The sequence below is a fragment of the Paraburkholderia aromaticivorans genome, from assembly GCF_012689525.1.
In the GTDB taxonomy this organism is placed as follows: Bacteria; Pseudomonadota; Gammaproteobacteria; order Burkholderiales; family Burkholderiaceae; genus Paraburkholderia; species Paraburkholderia aromaticivorans_A.
The window spans coordinates 2695973-2716811 of sequence record NZ_CP051515.1 but is presented as its reverse complement, the minus strand read 5'-3'; the positions used below and the strand labels follow the sequence as shown (position 1 = coordinate 2716811).

At 63.5% G+C, this 20839-nt stretch carries 21 protein-coding genes; 11 read left to right on the top strand and 10 right to left on the bottom strand.

The window, feature by feature from the left end:
* Positions 1-64 precede the first annotated feature (64 nt).
* From HF916_RS24030 to HF916_RS24005, 6 genes are all read left to right on the top strand, one after another.
* The gene (locus HF916_RS24030) at positions 65-277 is read left to right on the top strand and encodes an oxidoreductase-like domain-containing protein (protein ID WP_168791277.1); all 213 of its coding nucleotides are present in this window, start codon (positions 65-67) and stop codon (positions 275-277) included.
* A gap of 54 nt (positions 278-331) precedes the next feature.
* A complete protein-coding gene (locus HF916_RS24025; RefSeq protein ID WP_168791276.1) occupies positions 332-1201 on the top strand; it encodes an NAD-dependent protein deacetylase in 870 nt (289 codons plus the stop codon).
* 29 nt (positions 1202-1230) lie between these two features.
* Entirely contained in the window at positions 1231-1836 is a 606-nt protein-coding gene (locus tag HF916_RS24020; protein ID WP_168791275.1) for a pyridoxamine 5'-phosphate oxidase family protein, read from the top strand.
* A 25-nt stretch (positions 1837-1861) separates the two neighbouring features.
* Positions 1862-2494 carry a DUF938 domain-containing protein gene (locus HF916_RS24015; RefSeq protein WP_168791274.1) on the top strand — a complete coding sequence of 211 codons (633 nt, stop codon included), beginning with the start codon at positions 1862-1864 and terminating at the stop codon, positions 2492-2494.
* Positions 2495-2662: 168 nt separating this feature from the next.
* The gene (gndA, locus tag HF916_RS24010; RefSeq protein WP_168791273.1) at positions 2663-4072 is read left to right on the top strand and encodes an NADP-dependent phosphogluconate dehydrogenase; all 1410 of its coding nucleotides are present in this window, start codon (positions 2663-2665) and stop codon (positions 4070-4072) included.
* A 267-nt stretch (positions 4073-4339) separates the two neighbouring features.
* Positions 4340-4657, top strand: a complete 318-nt coding sequence (locus tag HF916_RS24005) for a DUF4148 domain-containing protein (protein ID WP_106282431.1) — start codon at positions 4340-4342, stop codon at positions 4655-4657.
* A gap of 143 nt (positions 4658-4800) precedes the next feature.
* Here HF916_RS24005 and HF916_RS24000 read toward each other — a convergent pair whose 3' ends face one another.
* Positions 4801-5121, bottom strand: a complete 321-nt coding sequence (locus HF916_RS24000; RefSeq protein WP_054041885.1) for a hypothetical protein — start codon at positions 5119-5121, stop codon at positions 4801-4803.
* A gap of 251 nt (positions 5122-5372) precedes the next feature.
* Between HF916_RS24000 and HF916_RS23995 the strand changes: the two genes are divergently transcribed.
* From HF916_RS23995 to ltaE, 3 genes are all read left to right on the top strand, one after another.
* Complete coding sequence (locus HF916_RS23995; RefSeq protein WP_012427812.1) at positions 5373-5684, top strand: cupin domain-containing protein; 312 nt, start codon at positions 5373-5375, stop codon at positions 5682-5684.
* 155 nt (positions 5685-5839) lie between these two features.
* On the top strand, positions 5840-6607 hold the full coding sequence (locus tag HF916_RS23990; protein ID WP_168791272.1) for a peptidoglycan DD-metalloendopeptidase family protein: 768 nt from the start codon (positions 5840-5842) through the stop codon (positions 6605-6607).
* A 149-nt stretch (positions 6608-6756) separates the two neighbouring features.
* Positions 6757-7764, top strand: a complete 1008-nt coding sequence (ltaE, locus tag HF916_RS23985; RefSeq protein ID WP_168791271.1) for a low-specificity L-threonine aldolase — start codon at positions 6757-6759, stop codon at positions 7762-7764.
* Positions 7765-7880: 116 nt separating this feature from the next.
* Here the strand turns inward: ltaE and HF916_RS23980 are convergent, their stop codons facing one another.
* Positions 7881-9248, bottom strand: coding sequence for an MFS transporter (locus HF916_RS23980; protein WP_168792130.1), 1368 nt, complete (start codon positions 9246-9248; stop codon positions 7881-7883).
* Positions 9249-9967: 719 nt separating this feature from the next.
* On the opposite strand from HF916_RS23980, the gene HF916_RS23975 reads away from it, so the two are divergent.
* The gene (locus HF916_RS23975; protein WP_168791270.1) at positions 9968-12421 is read left to right on the top strand and encodes a glycogen/starch/alpha-glucan phosphorylase; all 2454 of its coding nucleotides are present in this window, start codon (positions 9968-9970) and stop codon (positions 12419-12421) included.
* Between the two features lie 88 nt (positions 12422-12509).
* On the opposite strand, the gene HF916_RS23970 is transcribed toward HF916_RS23975, so the two are convergent.
* The 5 genes from HF916_RS23970 to HF916_RS51535 form a co-directional block, all read right to left on the bottom strand.
* On the bottom strand, positions 12510-13601 hold the full coding sequence (locus HF916_RS23970) for a hypothetical protein (protein WP_168791269.1): 1092 nt from the start codon (positions 13599-13601) through the stop codon (positions 12510-12512).
* A gap of 254 nt (positions 13602-13855) precedes the next feature.
* Complete coding sequence (locus HF916_RS23965; protein WP_168791268.1) at positions 13856-14215, bottom strand: hypothetical protein; 360 nt, start codon at positions 14213-14215, stop codon at positions 13856-13858.
* Positions 14216-14391: 176 nt separating this feature from the next.
* Entirely contained in the window at positions 14392-14781 is a 390-nt protein-coding gene (locus HF916_RS23960; protein ID WP_168791267.1) for a DUF6232 family protein, read from the bottom strand.
* A gap of 102 nt (positions 14782-14883) precedes the next feature.
* On the bottom strand, positions 14884-15324 hold the full coding sequence (locus HF916_RS23955) for a transporter suffix domain-containing protein (RefSeq protein ID WP_240975486.1): 441 nt from the start codon (positions 15322-15324) through the stop codon (positions 14884-14886).
* Positions 15206-15577, bottom strand: coding sequence for a hypothetical protein (locus HF916_RS51535; protein WP_277352291.1), 372 nt, complete (start codon positions 15575-15577; stop codon positions 15206-15208). Before HF916_RS51535 ends, HF916_RS23955 begins: the two co-directional genes overlap by 119 nt.
* A 62-nt stretch (positions 15578-15639) precedes the next feature.
* Here HF916_RS51535 and HF916_RS23940 point away from each other — a divergent pair, with 62 nt between their 5' ends.
* Positions 15640-16065: a PqiC family protein gene (locus tag HF916_RS23940; protein WP_168791265.1), complete on the top strand. Its 426-nt coding sequence runs from the start codon at positions 15640-15642 to the stop codon at positions 16063-16065.
* A gap of 40 nt (positions 16066-16105) precedes the next feature.
* On the opposite strand, the gene HF916_RS23935 is transcribed toward HF916_RS23940, so the two are convergent.
* From HF916_RS23935 to HF916_RS23925, 3 genes are all read right to left on the bottom strand, one after another.
* The gene (locus HF916_RS23935) at positions 16106-16519 is read right to left on the bottom strand and encodes a DUF302 domain-containing protein (RefSeq protein WP_168791264.1); all 414 of its coding nucleotides are present in this window, start codon (positions 16517-16519) and stop codon (positions 16106-16108) included.
* Positions 16520-16732: 213 nt separating this feature from the next.
* The gene (locus HF916_RS23930; protein ID WP_431311435.1) at positions 16733-17608 is read right to left on the bottom strand and encodes a glutamate/aspartate ABC transporter substrate-binding protein; all 876 of its coding nucleotides are present in this window, start codon (positions 17606-17608) and stop codon (positions 16733-16735) included.
* Positions 17609-17785: 177 nt separating this feature from the next.
* On the bottom strand, positions 17786-20839 hold the full coding sequence (locus tag HF916_RS23925; protein ID WP_168791262.1) for an efflux RND transporter permease subunit: 3054 nt from the start codon (positions 20837-20839) through the stop codon (positions 17786-17788).

Sequence of the window (20839 nt, the reverse complement as noted above, 5' to 3'; positions counted from 1 at the left end):
ACAGCAAGCGGCGCGGGATCAACTTATACTGTTCGCTTCCCGCCTGGATGGAACGCGATTTGCCGTGCCCCGAGCCACACCGAAGGACGACCCGCAGCCGGTGCCGCCCGTGCAGCCCGATCTCGACGACTGTTGTCATAGCGGCTGCAATCCGTGTGTGTTCGATCTCTACGACGAAGCGCTCGAACGTTATCGAACCGCGCTCGCCGAGTGGCAAGCGCAGCAGGCCCAGCACAAGACGGTAACGCGGCAAAGCAAGCCGCGTTCGCACCGTTGAACGGCGCTCGAGATGTTGCCTCGGGACCGCCGCAGCCCTTCACCATGCCCCGTCATGACCGACCTTCAGTCCGCGCCTCTTGAACCCCTAACTGACTCACACACGCTGGACGATCTGCATCGCTTCGTGCAGCGTTATCCGCGGCTGTTCGTGCTGACCGGCGCGGGCATCAGCACCGACTCCGGCATTCCCGGCTATCGCGACGACAACGGCGAATGGAAACGCTCGCCGCCCATCACGGTGCAGGAGTTTCTCGGCACGCTCGCGATGCGCCAGCGCTACTGGGCGCGCAGCATGGTCGGCTGGCCGGTGGTCGCGCACGCGCAGCCCAATGCCGCGCATACCGCGCTGGCCCGGCTCGAAGCGGCTGGCCACGTGCCGACGCTGGTGACGCAAAACGTCGACGGCCTGCATCAGCGGGCGGGCAGCCGCGAGGTGATCGAACTGCATGGCGGCATAGACGGTGTGACGTGTCTGGACTGCGGCATGCAACACTCGCGCGCGTCGATCCAGCAGACGCTTGAAGCGGACAATCCCGCGCTTGTCGACGTGACCGCCGAGACCGCCGCCGATGGCGACGCGCATCTCGAGTGGCACGATCTCGGCGGGTTCCGCATTCCGTCGTGCTCGAATTGCGGCGGCTTGCTGAAGCCCGCGGTGGTGTTCTTCGGCGAAAGCGTGCCGAAGGAGCGCGTGGAGGCGGCCTCGCACGCGCTCGACGCGGCGGACGCCGTGCTGGTGGTCGGCTCGTCGCTGATGGTTTATTCCGGCTATCGCTTTTGCGTGTGGGCGCAGAAGCAGGGCAAGCCGGTCGTCGCGATCAATCTCGGGCGCACGCGCGCCGATCCGCTGTTGTCGCTAAAAATCGCCGCCCCGTGCGCGGAGACGCTGACCGCGCTGGCCGGCCGGCTGGCGCTGGATTGAACGGCCACATCAACAAAAAAGGAACGCCGATGTTGACGACGATCGCACAGCTCGAAGCCCTCTACGGTCAGCCGCATGAGCGCGCCGTGCGCAAGGAGATTGCCTACATCAACGAGGACTATCGCGCGTTCATCGAAGTCGCGCCGTTCGCCGTGCTCGCCACCGCGGGCCCGGAAGGTCTCGACTGTTCGCCGCGCGGCGACGCGCCGGGCTTCGTGCGCATCGTTGACGAACGCACGCTCGCGTTGCCGGACCGGCTCGGCAACAATCGCCTCGACAGTCTGCGCAATATCATCGTCGAACCGAGGCTGGCGCTGCTGTTCATCATTCCCGGCGTGGGCGAAAGTTTGCGCGTGAACGGCCGCGGCCGTATTACCGACGACCCGCAATGGCTGGACAGTTTCGCCGTCGAAGGTAAACTGCCGCGCACCGTGCTGTTGATCGACGTGGACAGCGTCTACTTTCACTGCTCGAAAGCGTTGGTGCGCTCGAAACTGTGGGACCCGGCGCATCACGTCGAACGGTCGCGGCTGCCGAGTGCCGGCGAGATTCACCGGCGCATCAACGGCGCGCAGTTCGACGCGGCGACTTATGATCGCGAACTCGCCGAACGCGTGCGTGCGACCCTGTACTGAAACCGAAGCAGAACCGAAGCAGACCATGACCGATTCCCAACCGGCGTTGCGGCAACATTCGCCATCCGCTGAACGCAACCGCGAACCGATCCTCGCGGTGTTGCGCGCGGCGCTGCCGGTCACCGGCCGCGTGCTCGAAATCGCGAGCGGCACAGGCCAGCACGCGATCTGGTTTGCCCGCGCCATGCCCGGACTCGACTGGCAACCGAGCGACGCCGATGCCGGCGCGCGTGATTCGATTGCCGCGTGGGTCGCGCACGAAGGGCTCACGAACGTGCGCGCGCCGCTCGCGCTCGACGTCCATCAGCTGGACTGGGGCGTGGACACGCTCGACGCCGTGGTGTGCATCAACATGATTCACATCTCGCCGTGGAGCGCGGCGCAGGCACTGTTCACGGGCGCGAGCCGCCGTGTCGTCGATGGCGGTGTCCTGTACCTGTACGGCCCATACAAACGCGGCGGAGCGCATACTTCTCCGAGCAACGATGCATTCGACCAGCAGTTGCGCGGCCGCGACCCGGAATGGGGCGTGCGCGACATGGAGGAGGCCGTGGCGTTGGGCGCTTCAGTCGGCCTCGTGTGCGACGAGCCGATCGCGATGCCCGCCAACAATTTCAGTCTGGTGTTCAGGAAACGCGCGGACGCGGCGCGAGTCTGACACACGTTAAACGCGGGCTCACCGCAGGTTCGACTCGGTGGGAAGCGCCGCCCGTTGCCCGCCAGCGAGCGGCGAGCTGGCATTTCTTTTATTCTTTCACCCTCGACGTCCCGCCGACGTTCTTTCCGGCGCGGCGTCACGACATTTTTTGGACTCTGGAGAATTCACATGGGCAAACAGGCAATCGGCGTGGTGGGGCTGGCGGTCATGGGCCGCAATCTGGCGCTCAACATCGAGAGCCGCGGCCACGCGGTGTCGGTGTTCAACCGTAGCCGCGAGAAAACCGACGAACTCATCGCCGAATATCCGGACAAGAAGCTGGTGCCGGCTTTCACGTTGGAAGAATTCGTGGAGTCGCTGGAAAAGCCGCGCCGCATTCTGCTGATGGTCAAGGCGGGCGAAGGCACCGACGCCACGATCAACCAGTTGAAACCGCTGCTGGACAAGGGCGACATTCTGATCGACGGCGGCAACACGCATTTCACCGACACCATCCGACGCAATCAGGATCTCGCGAAGTCCGGACTGCACTTTATCGGCACGGGCGTGTCGGGCGGTGAAGAAGGTGCATTGAAAGGTCCGTCGATCATGCCGGGTGGCCAGCGCGACGCGTACGACCTCGTGGCCCCGATCCTCACCGAAATCGCCGCGAAGGCGCCGGATGGCGAGCCGTGCGTCGCCTACATGGGACCGGACGGCGCGGGCCACTTCGTGAAGATGGTGCACAACGGTATCGAGTACGGCGACATGCAGCTGATCGCGGAAAGCTACGCGGTGCTCAAGCAGGTGGTCGGTCTGTCGAACGAAGAACTCGGCAAGGTCTATACCGAATGGAATCAGGGCGAGCTCGACAGCTATCTGATCGAAATCACCTCGAAGATTTTCAGCAAGAAAGACGACGAAACCGGCAAGGATCTGGTCGACGTGATCCTCGATCGCGCCGCGCAGAAGGGCACCGGCAAGTGGACCAGCCAGAACGCGCTCGACCTCGGCGCGCCGCTGCCGCTGATCACGGAAGCCGTGTTTGCGCGCGTGCTGTCGTCGCTGAAGACGCAGCGCGTGGCCGCGAGCAAAGTGCTGGAAGGACCGGCGGCCAAGCCGCTCAGCGCTGAGCGCGACGCCTTCATCGAATCGGTGCGCCGCGCGCTCTACTTCAGCAAGGTGATTTCGTACGCGCAAGGCTTCGCGCAACTGCGCGCCGCGTCGGAAGAGTACAAGTGGGATCTGGACTACGGCACGATCGCGAAGATTTTCCGCGCCGGCTGTATCATCCGTGCCCGCTTCCTGCAAAAGATCACGGACGCTTATACGAAGGACAAAGCGATCGCCAATCTGCTGCTCGATCCGTATTTCCGCGACATCGCCAAGAATTATCAGGCGGCGTTGCGCGAGGTCGTGGTAGCGGCGGTCAACGCGGGCGTGCCGGTGCCGGCTTTCGCGTCGGCGATCGCGTATTTCGACGCGTATCGGTCGGAACGTCTGCCGGCGAACCTGGTGCAGGCGCAGCGCGATTTCTTCGGCGCGCATACGTTCGAACGCATCGACAAGCCGGGCAGCTTCCACGCCAACTGGAGCTGAGCGTTTGAATCGCGGCCCGGCGCGCCCTTGCAGCAAGGCGCGTCGGGCTGCAAAGGCGCTTCAAATTCGAGATGGCGAATTATTGCTGAAAGCCAGCGGGCGGACTGGCCGCCGACGTGACCCGTCAGCTACTGTTGCGGAATTCGAAATAGAGTTTCGTCGTTTTAGGGGTTTCCCCTAGGTGCCGACCCTCCTAAACTTCTACTTAAGCGCTACGGAACAACAAATCCGCAGCGAATTAAAAAACAAGTTCTGGAGGTTTACATCATGAAGGCTCTCATCTCTGCAGTCGTAGTCGCCGCCGCTCTGGCCGCTCCTGTCGCTTCGTTTGCTCAATCGAATCAGCCGGTTACGCGCGCTCAAGTTCGCGCTGAACTGGTTCAACTGGAAAAGGCCGGCTACAACCCGATCGGCGACCAGATCAACTACCCGGCTAACATCCAGGCCGCCCAGGCACGCGTCGATGCGCAAAACGGCACCGCTCAAGCTGTGAACAGCGGCTACGGCGCACCGATTGCCGGCAGCTCGCAAGCTGGCCGTCCGGTGAGCAGCAACGACCGTAACTCGGTCTACTTCGGCAACTAATCTGCGCCGAAGCTGATGGAAACGCCGCCTGATTGCCAGGTGGCAAGCAAATGAAAACGCCGTCCGGGTTGCCGGGCGGCGTTTGTCGTTTACGGCGCGGCCGGAGATGCGCGGCGCGGCGGATGCAACCCGCCAGTGCGGCTCTAATGCAGCGTGCGATGCCGGCGGCCTATTTCATCGAATAATGCGCGGCTGGGTTCGAGAGCGAGCAGCCAGGATTCGTCGTAGCCGCTCAGATTGTCGAGCGCCTCGCGCAGCCGCTCGATCGCCAAAGCGGGAATCTCGACGCTGGCCTCCACGCCGCTCGACAATCCCGCAATGCTGGCTAGTTGGACGAGGGCGTCGGCGGCTTCGGCCACGTCGGCGGCGAACACCAGGTGCGTGTTCAGCAACTCGACCAGACCGGGCGACGCCGCGACATCGTCGACGTTGAGTTGTACGGCCAGAAAAGTGGCTTTGTTCATCCTCAACCCCCTCGCTTGATTCAAACGTTTTGCTTACGGCGCGTTGCGGCAGCATGACTGAGTATAGGCGAGGCCTAAAAGGATTCAATACTCACACAAATCGCCGCGCGGCCCGCTGGCGGCAAGCACGCCGCCCAGCGCACCTATAATGGGGCCAGCCGGAACGCGGTTCGCGCGAGTTCTGGCGACCCGCCGTGTCCAATGAATCGTATGCCTTGCCGGCGCTGTTTTCTCTCAACTGCCTCGTGACCATGAAGATCATTCGCAGCAAGAATTTCACCGCGACGCGCGCCTGGGGCGCGCTCGATATCGCCAACATGGGCGGCATCACGACGCGCCTGCATTGGACCGATCAGCCTTATAAGTGGCATGTCAACGACGGCGAGGAAGTGTTCGCCGTGCTCGACGGCCGCGTCGAGATGCGCTATCGCGAAGGCGGCGTTGAACAGTCGGCCATTCTGGAGACGGGCGACGTGTTCTACGCTTCGGTCGGCACCGAACATGTGGCTCATCCGATCGGCGCGGCGCGCATTCTGGTCGTCGAGGCAGAGGGCAGCGTCTGAATCTTGGCGGACGGCCGATGCCATGCCGGCGCGGTTCTCACTGCGCACGGCGGCATAATGGATAACCGCTGCCGCGCCCTCGAGACGAGCGGCACGGCAAATGCTTGGGCATCGATTGAATCCGATAGATTGAACAAAGTGCCGAGGAAAATCACATGACAAGACCATGGCAATTGACGGGGACCCGGTTGCTGGCAGCGGCCGCGCTCAGCGTGATATTCAGCGGCTGTACGACAATGCCGTGGGACAGCACGCCGTTTTACAGCAGCACACCTTCCCGCCCGACTACGCTCAGCACGGTGCCGGTTCCGGCCGGTTTCTATCGGGTCAATCCGGGCGACACCATCGGCGGGATTGCGTCCGCATATGGCCGCAAGCCGCAGGAAATCGCGGCGTGGAACGGCCTTGCGGTCAACGCCGCCGTCACGCCGGGGCAAGTGCTGCGGGTGTCTCCGCCGATGGCCTCGGGCAGCGTCGTGACGCCGCCGGTCGCCGTCGGGCCGAACGGTTCCGCTACGCCAGGCGCGCCCACGGCATCCGCCGGACCGCAGCAGGGCGTGTTGCAATGGCCGGTGCGTGGGCCGGTGCTGAGAGCCTTCGCACCGGGTAAATCGAACGGCATCGTGATCGGCGGCCGGGCGGGCGATCCGGTCAAGGCGGCCGCCACCGGCCGCGTGGTGTACGCCGGCACGGGTATCGAGGCGTACGGCCCGCTCATCATCATCAAGCACGACGACTCGCTGATTACCGCCTACGGGCAGAACAGCACGCTGCTCGTCAAGGAAGGCGACGCGGTCGCGCAGGGACAAACCATCGGCGAAGTCGGGGTGGACAGCCGCGGGGTGGCGTCGATCCAGTTCGAGGTCCGCCAGAACGGCCAGCCGGTCGATCCGCTTGCGTGGCTGCCGAAGTCGGGCGGGTGAGGCTTCTTTCTAGCGCGATTTCAGCGCCGCGTTAATTGAATATACTGTGTGGCTAAACTGCCGGCGCCGTGGCCGCCCGTCGATACCGACGGTGCGGTGCGTCGACCGGCTGGCATAGGTTGTCATTCACAGACGCACAGGGACACACAATGATCGATTTGCGCAGCGATACCGTAACCCGTCCAACCCCGGCGATGCTCGCGGCCATGTCGGCCGCCGAAGTCGGCGACGACGTCTGGGGCGACGACCCCACCGTGTTGCGTTTGCAGGCCACGTTGGCCGAACGCACCGGCAAGGAGGCAGGCCTGTTCTTCCCGAGCGGCACGCAAAGCAATCTGGCAGCCTTGATAGCGCATTGCGCGCGCGGCGACGAATACATCGTCGGCCAGTTGGCGCACACGTATAAATATGAAGGCGGCGGCGCGGCGGTCCTCGGCAGCATCCAGCCGCAGCCGCTCGAAAATGCCGCGGACGGCTCGATCCCGCTGGAGAAGATCGCCGCGGCGATCAAGCCCATCGACAACCATTTCGCGCGCACGCGACTGCTGGCGCTGGAAAACACCATCGGTGGCAAGGTGCTGCCGGCGGGGTATGTCGCCGAGGCGGTGCAACTTGCGCGTCAGCACGGCCTGTCCGCTCACCTCGACGGCGCACGTGTGTACAACGCGGCGGTCGCTTCGGACAAGCCGGTTGCGGCATTGTGCGAGCCCTTCGATTCGGTGTCGGTCTGTTTTTCGAAGGGACTGGGCGCGCCGGTCGGCTCGGTGTTGGTCGGCAGCCGGGCGCTGATCGACGTGGCGCACCGTTGGCGCAAGGTGCTGGGCGGCGGCATGCGTCAGGCCGGCGTACTGGCGGCGGCTTGCCTGTACGCGCTGGATCACAACGTCGAGCGCCTCGCCGACGATCACGCGCACGCCGCGCATCTGGCAGCGGGTCTGGAAGCCATCGACCAGGTCAAGGTGCAGTCGGTTGCCACCAACATGGTGTTCGCGCAGTTTCCGCAGCAGCATTGCGCGCCGCTCGAAGCATGGCTCAAGGAACGCGGCATTCTCACGCAGATGCTGTATGCATCGCGATTCGTGACGCATAAGGATGTATCGCGTGGGGATATCGATACGTTTATCGCAGCGGTGAAGGGCTATTTCGCGGCGCGGTAAAGCCGAACGCCGAACGCTAAGCGCTGCGAGCAACACCACCAAGCAAGGCAGCAGAACAAATCAGCAACCCAGCAAACCAAAGCGGACGCACTGTCACCCCAGCGCGCCCGCTTTTTTCATTTCATCGACGCTTTCGCATGCACGCCTGACCGATGCGACGGCGCCAGCAACCTGAGCCCGCTAACGAGACTCGCCGCGCCCGCAAAGAAGGCGCCGGTGCTCAGCGCCAGCGTCGGCCCATGCCGGCCGGCAATCCCGAAGCTCAACGCGACCAGCGCCGCGCCGGTGGTCTGCCCAAGCAGCCGCGCGGTTGCGACGATGCCGCTTGCGCCGCCGCTGCGCTCCGGCGGCGCGCTCGCCATCAACGCCTTCAGATTCGGCGACTGGAAGAAGCCGAAGCCCGCGCCGCAGACCGCCATGCGAATGCCGATGTCGAGCACGTGCGGATGCACCGGCAGGAGCGCCAGCGACGCCATCCCCGCCGACATCACCGCGAGACCAATCGCGCCGAGCAGTCCCGGCGGATAGCGGTCGGACAAGCTGCCCGCCAGCGGCGCGGCCAGCGCGACCACTACGGGCCACGGCGTCATCAGAAAGCCGGTTTCGACCTGGCTGCGATGCAGCACGTCCTCGAAGTAGAACGGCAGCGAGACGAACGCCAGCCCTTGCGCGGCGAACGAGCACACGGCCGTCACCGCCGACAACGCGAACACCGGCCGCTTGAACAGATCGACGGGCAGCATCGGCGCCGGATGGCCCGCTTCGCGGCGGATCAGCAGCAGCCCGAACACCACCGCAATCGCCGCCGCGCTCAGCACCAGTAGTGTCGAGGCCCGCTGGGCCGCCTCGCCGAGCGCGAAGATCAACGCGGCGAAGGTGATGACGTTCAGGAGCGCCGCCACCGGATCGAAGTTGTGCTTGCCGCGCTCGGTGTGCGGCAACGCCGGCCAGGCGAAGCCCAACGCCAGCAGGCCGAGCGGCACGTTGACCGCGAACAGCCACGGCCATGCGGCAACCGACAGAATCAGCGACGCCACCGTCGGCCCGACCGCGAACGACACGCCGACGATCAGCGCGTTGGTGCCGAGACCGCGCCCGAGCCGGTGCGGCGGATACAGATAGCGGATCAGCGCGGTATTCACGCTCATGATCGCGCTCGCGCCGAGGCCTTGCAGCACGCGCGCAGCGGCCAGCAGCGGCAGTGTCGAGGCCAGCGAGCACGCTAGCGACGCCAGCGTGAAGAGCGCAATCCCGCCGATATAGATCCGCCGATGCCCGACGATATCGCCGAGCGCGGCGAGCGGCAGCAGCGTCGCGACCATCGCGAGCTGATACGCATTGATGATCCACACCGACGCCGCCGGCGCCGCATGCAGGTCCGCGGCGATGGCGGGCAGCGCGGTGTTGGCGATGGCGGTGTCGAGCGTGGCGAGCGCGACGGCGAGCATGATGGCGGCCATCGCGCGGCGGTTGGCGGCGGACATCGGGACGTCCGCGGGAAAGGGGTGGGCGGCGTTGGGTTTGTCGGACAAGGCGGTGGCTCGTCGGGTGGAGCATGCCCGCGCGCAGCCGGACGAGTCGAGGCGCGCGAGTGGCAGAGGTTGCGGGACGTGAGACGCGCGTGGCCCGATTCCAGCGTTCGAAGCATTTCAGGCGGCCGCGCGGCGAATGTAGTGATTGTTACAGAGACGCGGAAATCGTGCTGGGACGCGAGCGGAGAAGGGCGCCGATCACGCCGCCGTTAATGCAACTAACGGTCGAGCCCGCGCACCGTCCGCGAACTGTCGCGCGCTCGTGTTGTCACACGCCTCTCGGGCACAATCGCTTGGCAGACGAGGGGCTCCGATTTGACCACGCATCGAGCCACCGGCCCATTCATCCGCGCGTCACGCGGCGAAAAAATAATGGCGTTGCCGTCCATTCAATGCGCATCGGGCGCTTCGCGATCGTTTGCCTGTTTTGCGCAGCCGATGCACGCGCGCAGTGCCACGCGCACATGGCTTGCACCTCGCGCGTGCGAAAAAGCGCCGCGCCGGCTGATGTCGGCGGGCATGGCATGTGCGTAACAGGCGTTCGCGCTCGCCGGTGTCCGGTGGCCTTAAAATGTCCTACTCTGTTTCTTAACCCGCCTGACCGGCTCGCGCCTCCCGCCCGTCATCTGTGCGGTTCGCGTATGCCGCGTCTTTTTTCCCCGGAGGCTTCGATGACAGCCGTCGATCTGGAATTCGACCAGCTCAACAGTACCGTCGACGCGCTACGGCGCTCAATTTCCAATCGCATGATGTACGGCGTCGGCAAGGACGCCGTCACCGCGCATCCGCATGACTGGCTGCACGCCGCGGCGCTCGCCGTGCGCGACCGGCTGGTCGCACGCTGGATGAAGACCACGCGCCTGCAATACGAACAGGACGTGAAACGCGTCTACTACCTGTCGATGGAGTTCCTGATCGGCCGGACCTTTACGAACGCCTTGCTCGCTCTCGGCATCCACGACCAGGTGAAGGAAGCGCTGGCGAGTCTGGGCGTCGATATGGATGCGCTGACCGATATCGAGCCGGACGCCGCGCTCGGCAACGGCGGTCTCGGCCGGCTCGCGGCGTGTTTTCTCGATTCGATGGCGACCCTCGGCATTCCGGGCTTCGGCTACGGCATCCGTTATGAATACGGCATGTTCCGTCAGCAGATCGTCAACGGTGAGCAGGTCGAAGCGCCGGACTACTGGCTGCGCGCGGGCAATCCGTGGGAGTTTCCGCGGCCCGAAGTCACGTACATGGTTCACTTCGGCGGCCGCACGGTACAGCGCGGCGAACATGTGGAATGGATCGACACCCAGCACGTGAACGCCACCGCGTACGACACCGTCATTCCAGGTTACGCGACCGACGCGACCAACACGCTGCGCCTGTGGTCGGCACGCGCCGCCGAAGAGCTCGATCTCGGCGCGTTCAATCGTGGTGACTACCGCAACGCGGTCGACACCAAGACCATGTCGGAGAACGTCTCGCGCCTGCTGTATCCGGACGACTCGACACCGGCGGGCCGCGAACTGCGTTTGCGCCAGGAATACTTTTTCGTCTCGGCGACCATGCAGGATCTGATTCGCCGCTATCAGCGCACGCACAGCACGTTTGGGCGCTTCTCCGAGAAAGTGGCGGTGCATCTGAACGATACGCACCCCGTGCTGGCGATTCCCGAGCTGATGCGTTTGCTGGTGGACGTCCACCATCTGCAGTGGGACAAGGCGTGGAAGCATGTCACGCAGATCTTCTCGTACACGAACCACACGCTGATGCCCGAGGCGCTCGAAACGTGGGACGTCGAGTTGCTCGCGCGGCTGCTGCCGCGGCATCTCGAGATCATCTTCGAGATCAACGCGCAGTTTCTCAAGCACGTCAGCGAACAATCGGGTCATGACGCCGAGATGATCCGCCGCATTTCGCTCGTCGACGAATACGGGCAGCGGCGTGTGCGCATGGCGTATCTGGCGATCGTCGCGAGCCACAAGGTGAATGGCGTGTCGAAGCTCCATTCGCAACTGATGACGCGCGATATCTTCGCCGACTTCGCGCGCATCTATCCGGACCGCTTCACCAATGTGACCAATGGCATCACGCCGCGCCGCTGGCTCGCGCAGGCGAGCCCGTCGCTGTCGTCGCTGATCGATCAGCAGATCGGCAAGCATTGGCGCAGCAATCTGTTCGAACTGGAGCAACTGCGCAACCTGCGCACGGATAGCGGCTTTATCGAGGCCTTCCGTGAAGCAAAGCGGCAGAACAAACTGCGGCTCGTGCACCGTCTCGCACATCACACGAAACTGCATTTCGATCCGGATGCGCTGTTCGATCTGCAGGTCAAGCGCATTCACGAATACAAGCGGCAACTGCTCAACGTGCTGCACGTGATCGTGCGCTACAACCAGATTCGCGCGAATCCCGAGCGCGCCTGGGTGCCGCGCGTGGTGATGTTCGCCGGCAAGGCCGCGTCCGCTTACCGGATGGCGAAGACCATCATCAAGCTGATCGGCGACGTCAGCGAAAAGGTCAATCATGATCCGCTGGTCGGCGACCGCCTGAAAGTGGTGTTCGTGCCGAACTACGGCGTGAGCGTGGCGGAGCTGATCATTCCGGCCGCCGATCTGTCGGAGCAGATTTCGATGGCCGGCACGGAAGCATCGGGCACCGGCAACATGAAGCTCGCGCTCAACGGCGCGTTGACGATCGGCACGATGGACGGCGCGAATATCGAAATCTGCGACGCGGTGGGCCGCGAGAACATCTTCATCTTCGGCCATACCGCCGACGAAGTGGACAACCTGCGCGCCACCGGCTACCGGCCGCGGCAAATCTACGAAGAGAACGTCGAACTGCGCATGGCGCTCGACCAGATTCGCACGGGCTTCTTCTCGCCGGACGATCCGCTGCGCTTCTCGGATATTTTCCACACGCTGGTCGATTGGGGCGATCACTACATGGTGCTCGCCGATTTCGCCGCGTTCGCCAAGGCGCAGGACGAGGTGGACGCGCGCTTCGTCGACAAGCGCGCGTGGACGGAAAGCGCGATCGAGAATGTGGCGGGCATGGGGCAGTTTTCGTCGGATCGCACGATCGGTGAATATGCACGCAACATCTGGCATGTGAATCCGCTGGATATCGAATAGCGGACGGCTGCCTCGTTTCAGTCTCGGAGTGACAAGGCCGTGCGATTGTTGTTGAATCGCACGGCCTTTTTGTCGACAGCCGCCGCGGTTACTGCGCGAGCTTTTCGACCTCGCTCGCGGCGCGCAGGCCCATCTGGCCGTGCGGGAAGTCGAACAGCACGTCGATATTCTGCATGCCCATCAGGCCGATCACGATGCGGTCGGCGCCCGGTTTCGCCTTGACGATCGTCACTTGCGCGCCTTCATAGCGATGCACCCATTTGCCCGTGCCGAGCGCCGCGTTGTAGTTGCCTTGATTGAGCACCTTGCCGACTTCGTCGTCGCCGGTCCAGTTCGGCGCCTTGTCCATTTCGACGCGAATCATGTCGGTGCTGGCCGTGGCGAACACCAGCGGCGCGCAAAAAGTCATCTTGTCGCCGACGTTGACGCAACCTCGCGGCCATTGCGCCGTGCCGTCTTGCAGGACGGTCATCGGCACCATCGTGTAGTCCTTCGTGATCGCGCTCGACGGACTCAGCACCAGGTAAGGTTTCGCAAAGTTCGAGTGCACCAGATAGCGCTGGCCGATATTGCCGGGTAGTGCGCGCAGCGGTTGGGTGCAGCAGGTGTCGTCCGGTTGCGCCGCGCCGATGCCGAACAGACCTGAGAATGCCCAGCCGAATTCACCGGTGTAGCCATCCATGCCCACGCAGCGCCGGGCGTTGGGCTGGCAGTTCACCAATTTGACGGCTTGCGCGTCGATCTGCGCCGACTTCGTGCCCGCGAGGCTTATCGGCAGTTTTACGGCCGCGCCGGAGACTTGTGCGCCGTTCGCCAACGGCAGTGAACTCACCGGACCGGCGTTCGGATAGTCCGTGGCCGGCAGGACCGACTTCAGTACGCGCACGCCTTGCGTGCCTGTATCCAGTGCGACATAGACCGCCTTGCCGTCGAGCTGGATCGGCAGGCCGAGGCGCGCGTGACCCGCGTCGACGCGCTCCACTTGCAGCGGAATCAGCAGGCCGTCCTGGCCGCCGTTGATCAGGGAGGCAGCCGGCGCGGGCGGCGTGGGCGTGGGGAAGGTCGCGGCGCAGCCGCTGAGCGCGACAAGCGCGCCGGTGGCGACAAGCGCGGCCGCGCTGAAACGACGCCGGCTGAGGCGCAAATGCCGGCGCGCGGCATCGAGAGACGACAGGAACATAGATCACACGCTTTGCAAAAAGGCGGGTCCCTGACGAAGGCGAGGCATCGCAAGCGGCGAGGCGGACGGCACGAACGGCAATCGCGCTGGATTGGCCGCGGCGTGATCGATGAAACCGGGTCGCTTGCGAAACTGCGGGAGGGAACACGCGATAACAGGAGCGGCGACTCTACATCGCCGCTCGAGTGCAATTGCAAAGATGTGTGAAGGCGCGGGCGCGGCTGGCAACCGGCCCGTGCAAGGGTCGATCTACATCAATAGTCGCGCGGACGCCGGATCACGGTCGCTTGCGCGCGGCCGAGCGTGGCGCGATCGAGTTTGACGGTCAGCAGGCCGATCACGTCTTCGAGGGTACGCGAGGTGACTTCGACGCGGAACGTCACGCGCTCGCGTTGCTGGTCGATGGTGACGACATAGAGACGCAGATCGTCGCCGAGCGCGGCGTGCAACGCGCGCCGTCCGTTCGCCGACGACGTGCCGGGCACGGTGACGTCGATAATGACGAGCGGCACGACGATATGCGTGCGGCGGGGCAGGCGCGGCGCTTGTGGCGTGCGCTGGGTGCGCGAGGTACGCGTGAGGGGAAGATCGGACGTAGCGGCAGACGTGTGCATAGGGTTGCGCCGACCCGGCGGGCGGCGCGCGTTGTTGACACCCGTCCACTCTAGCGACACGCGTCTCAAGGACGCGCAAAAGCTGCCGCGCGGCGAATCAAAATTGTGTTAACGCGCAGGCTGCGTGTGGCGTGCTATCGCGCCAAAATAGCGACACATAGCGGCGAACCACGGCATCAAACCTTCGGCGCCGCCGCTGTGGCCTTCGCCTCGTTCACGGCCACACAAACGCGTTCGACGAAATCGCGATCGACGCTCGACAGCGCTTCGCGATCGCCGTTCGCCGTCTGCACCATCAGACGATGCGTGATGTCCTGGGTCAGCCAGGTGAGCCAGCCGACCACGGCCAGCATCGTGCCGCACACCATGCCCACCGGCGAGCGCAATATCGCGCCGACAATAACGCCGGCGACTCCAAGCAGCGAAATCGTCAGCGGCAAGACCTTGTTTTTCGGCACGGTGACGACGCGCACGTCCACGATATCGCGCAGCGGAAAGACCTGGCCGGCGGACGAGAGTGCGTTGCGCGTGACCGACACGCCACGATCATTGAAGGGGGTTTCCATCGAGTCGCATGCAAGCGGTGGCAAAGGGCGCAGCGTACCAGACTTCGAATGCCTAAAGTTACGGGACCTTTCGCCGGCTCACGGGCTGCAAGCGTTCACCACCTATGCCGCGCGGACGAACAGCGCGCGGATCTTGCTCCAGAAATCACCACCCAGCACGAAGAAACTCCCGATGAACATGAGGTCGCCAAGCACCTGAAGCTGCCAGATGTTTGGTCTGAACCCCGGCCAGAACTGGTCGACATAAGACTCGAGCATCGCCCAGATCAAGGGCAGGCTGAACAGCACCAGCCCGATGGCGTGGCGAGTCGGGCCGACCGTTTTGGTGGGCGCCAAACGCTTCGCGTGACCGAAAACGATTGTCTTGAGTTGCTGAAATCCAGCCTTGCCCATCACCGCGATACAGGTCACCAGCAAGACCTTGTTAGCGACGAACACCGTTCCCGTCAGTGCCGCAATGCGCGCCCCGGGCACCCCCATGGAAGCCGCGAGCGGAAGAAGCAGCCACAACGCGAAAGCGAAGACGAAGATGAAAATTCCCAATTTGAAACGCCATCCGCTTGCGGTGGACGCTTCGGTTTCGATATCTGACGTTGTCATGGCCCAATCTCCTTTTATGGCGACTCAAAAGCCTCGGATTGCCGCGGCGCGCGGCGTCGTTGATCGAGAAGCTGCAACACCAGGCAGGCGTAAAGGGTGACGGCGATGAACAGCCCCATACGATCAGCAGCACGGCGCTGAACGGGTAGTAACGCAACATCGGGATGAGCAGCAGGCCGGTGCCGGTGGTCAGCATCACCATCAGCGATAGACCCAGGCCGGCTTTGAGCGACAAGGGCTGCGGTCGGGGCGGTCACGGTGCCTGAACTTGTCGACCGCCCGCAGATCGTGATTCGTGCCGGTGCCAATCAGGTCAATATCAACGAATTCGCCCGTTGGGCGGAGCCGCTGAAGAGTCAGATTCCGCATGTGATCGCCGCCGATCTCGCACAGATGCTGAACAGCCCGCGCGTGTCTGCTTACCCGATAGTTGGAGATGCGACGGCTTATCGCGTGCGGATCGATGTGCAGCGCTTTGATGCCACGCTCGGCGATGCAGTCGCGGTCGACGCGCTGTGGTCAGTATCGCCGCCCGGAAAAAGCTCGCCGCTAACCGGTCGAACCACGGTGCGTGAGCCCTGTTCCAGCGGTGATTACGATGCGCTGGTGGCAGCCTACAGCAGAGCCCTCGCCACGGTCAGCCGGGATATCGCCGCCCGGATCAGTTCGGCGCCGGCTCGCTGAGTGCGGCCGGCCCAGAACAACGGAGCCGCGCTTCAAGGCTTTAATGCGCTGCGGCTGCCTCCACCAGAGCGGCCACGCCACTGACCGGCTTCATCAAATCATCCGGAAGGCCATGACGTTGGCGGAGATACTCGATCGAGTTGAATGACAACCGCGTACAGCCATCGGCATCCTCCCAGACGAGCACCTTGAGTGGGAGATCCAGCGCCGCGGTTGGCGCGCGTTGCATCAATGGCGTGCCCGCCTTCGGGTTGCCGAATATCACGAGTTGGCTGAAGCCTAGCGCGAGCCCGGCTCGCTCGGCGTCGCCACTGAAATCGATGCAGGCGAAAAGCGTTAGCCCGCGTTCCCGGATCAGTTGTTGGAGGCGCTCGGCCGTCGCGGCACCGGAGCGCGCGCTTGCAACGGTGACGATGCCGGTATCGGCACTCTCTGCCATTGAGTGGGTGGTCATGGTGTCTCCAATGCGGACGGTATGCCCTCGCAGATCGTGCGAACCTGGCTGACCGGCAAAGCAGTCTACAACTGCTCTGGGACGGCTTCGCGCGACACCCGATCGGCCGCGTTCGAAGTCGTCCGGACCGGCGCACCCACTCAGTTTAGGCGTTCCCCGGAAGCAGCGTGGTCGATTGTGCGGCGGGGTCGCCCGCCGCAGCGTCGCCCCGTCTCAATCAAAGGCCTTGTCGTTTGGCGCGGCGTACAACTTTTCCAGCGCCTCGCTCATGGGAAAATCAAAATTGATGCCTTTCGGCGGTACCGGCTTCATGAACCACTTGTCGTACAGGGTTTTGATATCACTGCCTTTCATGACGCGAATCATGACGTCGTCAACCAGCTTCTTGAACTCCGGGTCATCCTTGCGGAGCATGAAGCCATACGCTTCGGACGACTGAGGCGTTCCCACCAGGACCCAATCGGCGGGCCTCGCCGTCAGCGAGCGCGCTCCGGCTAGCAGGACGTCGTCCATCATGTAGGCCACGGCGCGGCCGGTTTCGAGCGTGACACGGCCTTCACCGTAATCCTTCGCGCTGATGATCTGCATGTTCATCTTTTTCTCCTCGTTCATTTTTCTGAGGAGACGCTCGGAGGTGGTTCCCTGGTTAGTTACCACGGTCTTGCCGGCCAGGTCCGCGAAGTCCTTGATGCCTGAGTCTTTGCGCGTCAGGAGACGCGTCGTGGCAACGAAGAACGTGTCGGAAAACGCGACCTGATTTTGCCGGGACGTCAGGTTCGTCGTCACCCCGCATTCGAGGTCGACGGTGCCGTTCTGAACGAGGGGAATGCGGTTCTGCGAGGTAACGGGTATGAAGCGGACGTGCAGATCGGGGTGGCCAGTCCTGGCCTTCACCGCATCGATGATTTTGTTGCAAATATCCTGGGAAAACCCGATCACCTGATTATTCGTATCAACGTACGAAAACGGCACGGACGTTTCACGGTGACCGATCGAAACCGAATTGCCGCTCTGGATTTTTGCCAGGGTCGACTGTGTCTCCTGTGCTGAAGCGCTGGTCGAAACAACGGCAAAAGTCGCGAGGGCCATCAGCAGCCTGTGTTTCATAGCAATTACCCCATCGTGGTGAGAACCAGTCTTTGCGCGCCTGCGCGGCTGGTCTGATACATATGTTGCCAGAAAAATATTTAATGCAACATATGTTAACCACTGATGGGTAAAACATCCGCCGTCTTCGGCGCGGCTTGAGTGAGGCGCGGTACGGCCTTAACCCGCCTTCGCCACGCCAGCGTCCTGATGATGATCGGCGGCGAGAAACATATACATCGCGGGGACCACGAACAACGTGAAGAGCGTGCCGATCGACAGCCCCGTGAAGATCACGAGGCCCATTGCATTGCGGCCCGCGGCGCCTGCTCCCGAGGCGACCACGAGCGGCAGGACGCCGAGCACCATCGCCGCCGTCGTCATCAGAATCGGGCGCAGCCGCACGCCGGCTGCTTCTTCCAAAGCGTCGCGCTTCGATCGGCCGGCGTGCTGCAGTTCGTTGGCGAACTGGACGATCAGGATGCCGTGCTTGCTGACGAGCCCCATCAGCGTGACGAGCCCGACCTGCGTATAGATGTTCAGCGTCGTCAAGCCGATGTTGATGAAGATCAGCGCACCGAACAGCGCCATCGGTACCGATACCAGAATCACGATCGGGTCGCGGAAACTTTCGAATTGGGCCGCAAGCGCAAGGAACACGATGATCGTCGCGAACAGCAGCGTAACGACGAAACCGCCGGACTCCTGCACGAACTGCCGCGATTGCCCCGAGTAATCCGCCGAATAACCCGCGGGTGCGGCTTGCGCGGTCGCCTTGCGCAGAAAATCGAGAACCTCGCCCTGTGACACGCCTGGCACGATCACGCCGGAGATCGTCGCCGAGTTGAGTTGCTGGAAGTGGTTGATCGATTCCGGCACGACGTTGTGTTCGAGGTGCGCAATCGTCGAAGCCGGAATGACGCTGCCGTCCGGCGTGCGCAGGTAGTAATCGAGCACCTGCGAAGGATTCAGGCGGTCGGTCTGCAATACCTGCGGAATCACCTTGTACGAGCGCCCGGCGATCGAGAAGTAGTTGACATAGCCGCCCCCGAGCGCCGACCCGAGCGCTTGCCCGACGTCACTCTGCGAGAGCCCGAGCGAGGCGACCTTGTCGCGGTCGACGACGAGCGTGGCTTCCGGCTTGTCGAGCTTGAGATCGCTGTCGACGAAGAAAAACATCCCGCTCGCGCGGGCTTGTTGCAAAACTGCTTGCGAGACCTCGTTGAGGTTCTCGAACGGTTCGGTCGTGCTGATGACGAACTGCACCGGCAAGCCCTGCGAGCCCGGCAGCGGCGGAAACTGGAACGCCGCGACGCGCGCGCCGGCAATCTGATTCCATTTCTGCTGCAATTCCTGCTGCAACGCGGTCGCGCCTTTGCTGCGCTGGTCCCATGTCTTGAACAGCACGCCGCCGATCCCCTGGTTGAGTGTCGGCGCGCCGGTGAGCTGGAACATCTGCGAGTATTCAGGCAACGCTTTGGAGATATTGAATACCTGGTCTGCGTACATCTGCATCTGCTGGATGGTCGCGTTCGGCGGCCCCTGGATTTGCGACAGGACGATCCCCTGATCTTCCTCGGGCGCGAGTTCCGATTTCGACGTCATGAACAAATAGATCGTGCCGCCGAGCAGCAGCGCGCCCATCACGATGAACACGGGCCAGGTGTCGAGCGTCGCGTGCAGCAGACGGCCGTAGCCACGATGAACGCGTTCGAACTGGCGGTCGACGAAGCGCGCGAAGCGCCCCGACTCCTGCTCCGCACGGAAGAAGCGCGAGCACATCATCGGCGACAACGTGAGCGCAATCACGCCGGACACCGTCACCGCGCCAGCCAGCGAGAAGGCGAACTCGGTGAAGAGCGCGCCCGTCAGGCCGCCCTGAAAACCGATCGGCGCATACACCGCGATCAGCACGACGGTCATCGCGACAATCGGCCCGCCGAGTTCACGCGCGGCGATCAGCGCGGCTTCGAACGGCGCCTTGCCTTCCTCCTTCATGTGGCGATCCACGTTTTCCACGACGATGATCGCGTCGTCCACCACCAGCCCGATCGCAAGCACGAGCGCGAGCAGTGTCAGCAGATTGATCGAATAGCCGAGCCACTGCATCACGAAGAACGTGCCGATCAGCGACAACGGCATCGCGATCAGCGGCACGATGACCGCGCGCAAGCTGCCGAGGAACAGGAAAATCACCGCGCTGACGATCAGCAGCGTCTCGACCAGCGTCTTGATGACTTCGACGATCGCCGTGTTGACGAAATCGGTCGCGTCATACACGATCTCGCCCGTCATGCCGGTCGGGAACTGCTTCTGCAGGCCGGGAAAGACGGCCTTCACGCGCTTGGCGACATCGAGAATATTGGCGTCCGGCGCGACCTTGATGCCGATGAACACCGAACGCTTGCCGCTGAACGCGACGTTGAAGTCGTAGCTGTCGGCGCCGAGCACGACGTTGGCGACGTCTTCGAGGCGCACGATCGCGCCGTTCTTCTGCTTGATGACGAGTTGCTTGAAGTCGTCGACGGTATGGAGGTCCGTGCCCGCGTTCAGATCGACGCTCACCATTTGCCCTTTCGTCGTGCCGAGCGTCGCGAGATAGTTGTTGTTGCCGAGCGCCGTGAAGACGTCGGCTGCCGTCACGCCGTGCGCGGCGAGCCGCGTCGCATCGAGCCACGCGCGCAACGCGAATTGGCGGCCGCCGAGGATTTCAGCGGTCTGCACGCCTTCGATCGAATCGAGCTTGGGTTTGATGACACGCAACAGGTAATCCGTGACGTTGTTGCTCGGCAGCACGTCGCTGTAGAAGCCCATGTACATCGCGTCGGTGGTCTGCCCGGTCTGTACCGTCAGCACCGGTTGCTGCGCCTGCGGCGGCAACTGGTTGCGCACCGAGCCGATCTGCGTATTGATCTCGGTCAGCGCACGGTTCGCGTCGTAGTTCAGGCGCAGCGTGGCGATAATGGTCGACACACCGGTGCTGCTCGTCGACGACATGTAGTCGATGCCTTGCGCCTGGGCAATCGCCGCCTCGAGCGGCTGCGTGATGAAGCCGGCGATGGTGTCGGCGTTCGCACCGTAGTAGGCCGTGCTGATCGTCACGACGGCGTTTTCGGTTTGCGGATACTGGCTGACTTTCAGGGCGGCCAGCGAGCGCAGTCCGAGCACGAGGATCAGCAGGCTGACCACTGAGGCCAGCACGGGCCGCCGGATAAAGAGATCGGTGAAGGTCAT

Excerpts from the sequence above, each read along its gene's own strand:
- HF916_RS23930 (WP_431311435.1), bottom strand. The coding sequence starts at position 17,608 with ATGGCCCTCGCGACTTTTGCCGTTGTTTCGACCAGCGCTTCAGCACAG.
- HF916_RS23975 (WP_168791270.1), top strand. The coding sequence starts at position 9,968 with ATGACAGCCGTCGATCTGGAATTCGACCAGCTCAACAGTACCGTCGAC.
- HF916_RS23990 (WP_168791272.1), top strand. The coding sequence starts at position 5,840 with ATGACAAGACCATGGCAATTGACGGGGACCCGGTTGCTGGCAGCGGCC.
- HF916_RS23980 (WP_168792130.1), bottom strand. The coding sequence starts at position 9,248 with ATGTCCGCCGCCAACCGCCGCGCGATGGCCGCCATCATGCTCGCCGTC.
- HF916_RS23935 (WP_168791264.1), bottom strand. The coding sequence starts at position 16,519 with ATGACCACCCACTCAATGGCAGAGAGTGCCGATACCGGCATCGTCACC.
- HF916_RS24025 (WP_168791276.1), top strand. The coding sequence starts at position 332 with ATGACCGACCTTCAGTCCGCGCCTCTTGAACCCCTAACTGACTCACAC.
- gndA (WP_168791273.1), top strand. The coding sequence starts at position 2,663 with ATGGGCAAACAGGCAATCGGCGTGGTGGGGCTGGCGGTCATGGGCCGC.
- HF916_RS23960 (WP_168791267.1), bottom strand. The coding sequence starts at position 14,781 with ATGGAAACCCCCTTCAATGATCGTGGCGTGTCGGTCACGCGCAACGCA.
- HF916_RS24005 (WP_106282431.1), top strand. The coding sequence starts at position 4,340 with ATGAAGGCTCTCATCTCTGCAGTCGTAGTCGCCGCCGCTCTGGCCGCT.
- ltaE (WP_168791271.1), top strand. The coding sequence starts at position 6,757 with ATGATCGATTTGCGCAGCGATACCGTAACCCGTCCAACCCCGGCGATG.
- HF916_RS23925 (WP_168791262.1), bottom strand. The coding sequence starts at position 20,839 with ATGACCTTCACCGATCTCTTTATCCGGCGGCCCGTGCTGGCCTCAGTG.
- HF916_RS23970 (WP_168791269.1), bottom strand. The coding sequence starts at position 13,601 with ATGTTCCTGTCGTCTCTCGATGCCGCGCGCCGGCATTTGCGCCTCAGC.
- HF916_RS24000 (WP_054041885.1), bottom strand. The coding sequence starts at position 5,121 with ATGAACAAAGCCACTTTTCTGGCCGTACAACTCAACGTCGACGATGTC.
- HF916_RS51535 (WP_277352291.1), bottom strand. The coding sequence starts at position 15,577 with ATGCTGACCACCGGCACCGGCCTGCTGCTCATCCCGATGTTGCGTTAC.
- HF916_RS23965 (WP_168791268.1), bottom strand. The coding sequence starts at position 14,215 with ATGCACACGTCTGCCGCTACGTCCGATCTTCCCCTCACGCGTACCTCG.
- HF916_RS23995 (WP_012427812.1), top strand. The coding sequence starts at position 5,373 with ATGAAGATCATTCGCAGCAAGAATTTCACCGCGACGCGCGCCTGGGGC.
- HF916_RS24020 (WP_168791275.1), top strand. The coding sequence starts at position 1,231 with ATGTTGACGACGATCGCACAGCTCGAAGCCCTCTACGGTCAGCCGCAT.
- HF916_RS24015 (WP_168791274.1), top strand. The coding sequence starts at position 1,862 with ATGACCGATTCCCAACCGGCGTTGCGGCAACATTCGCCATCCGCTGAA.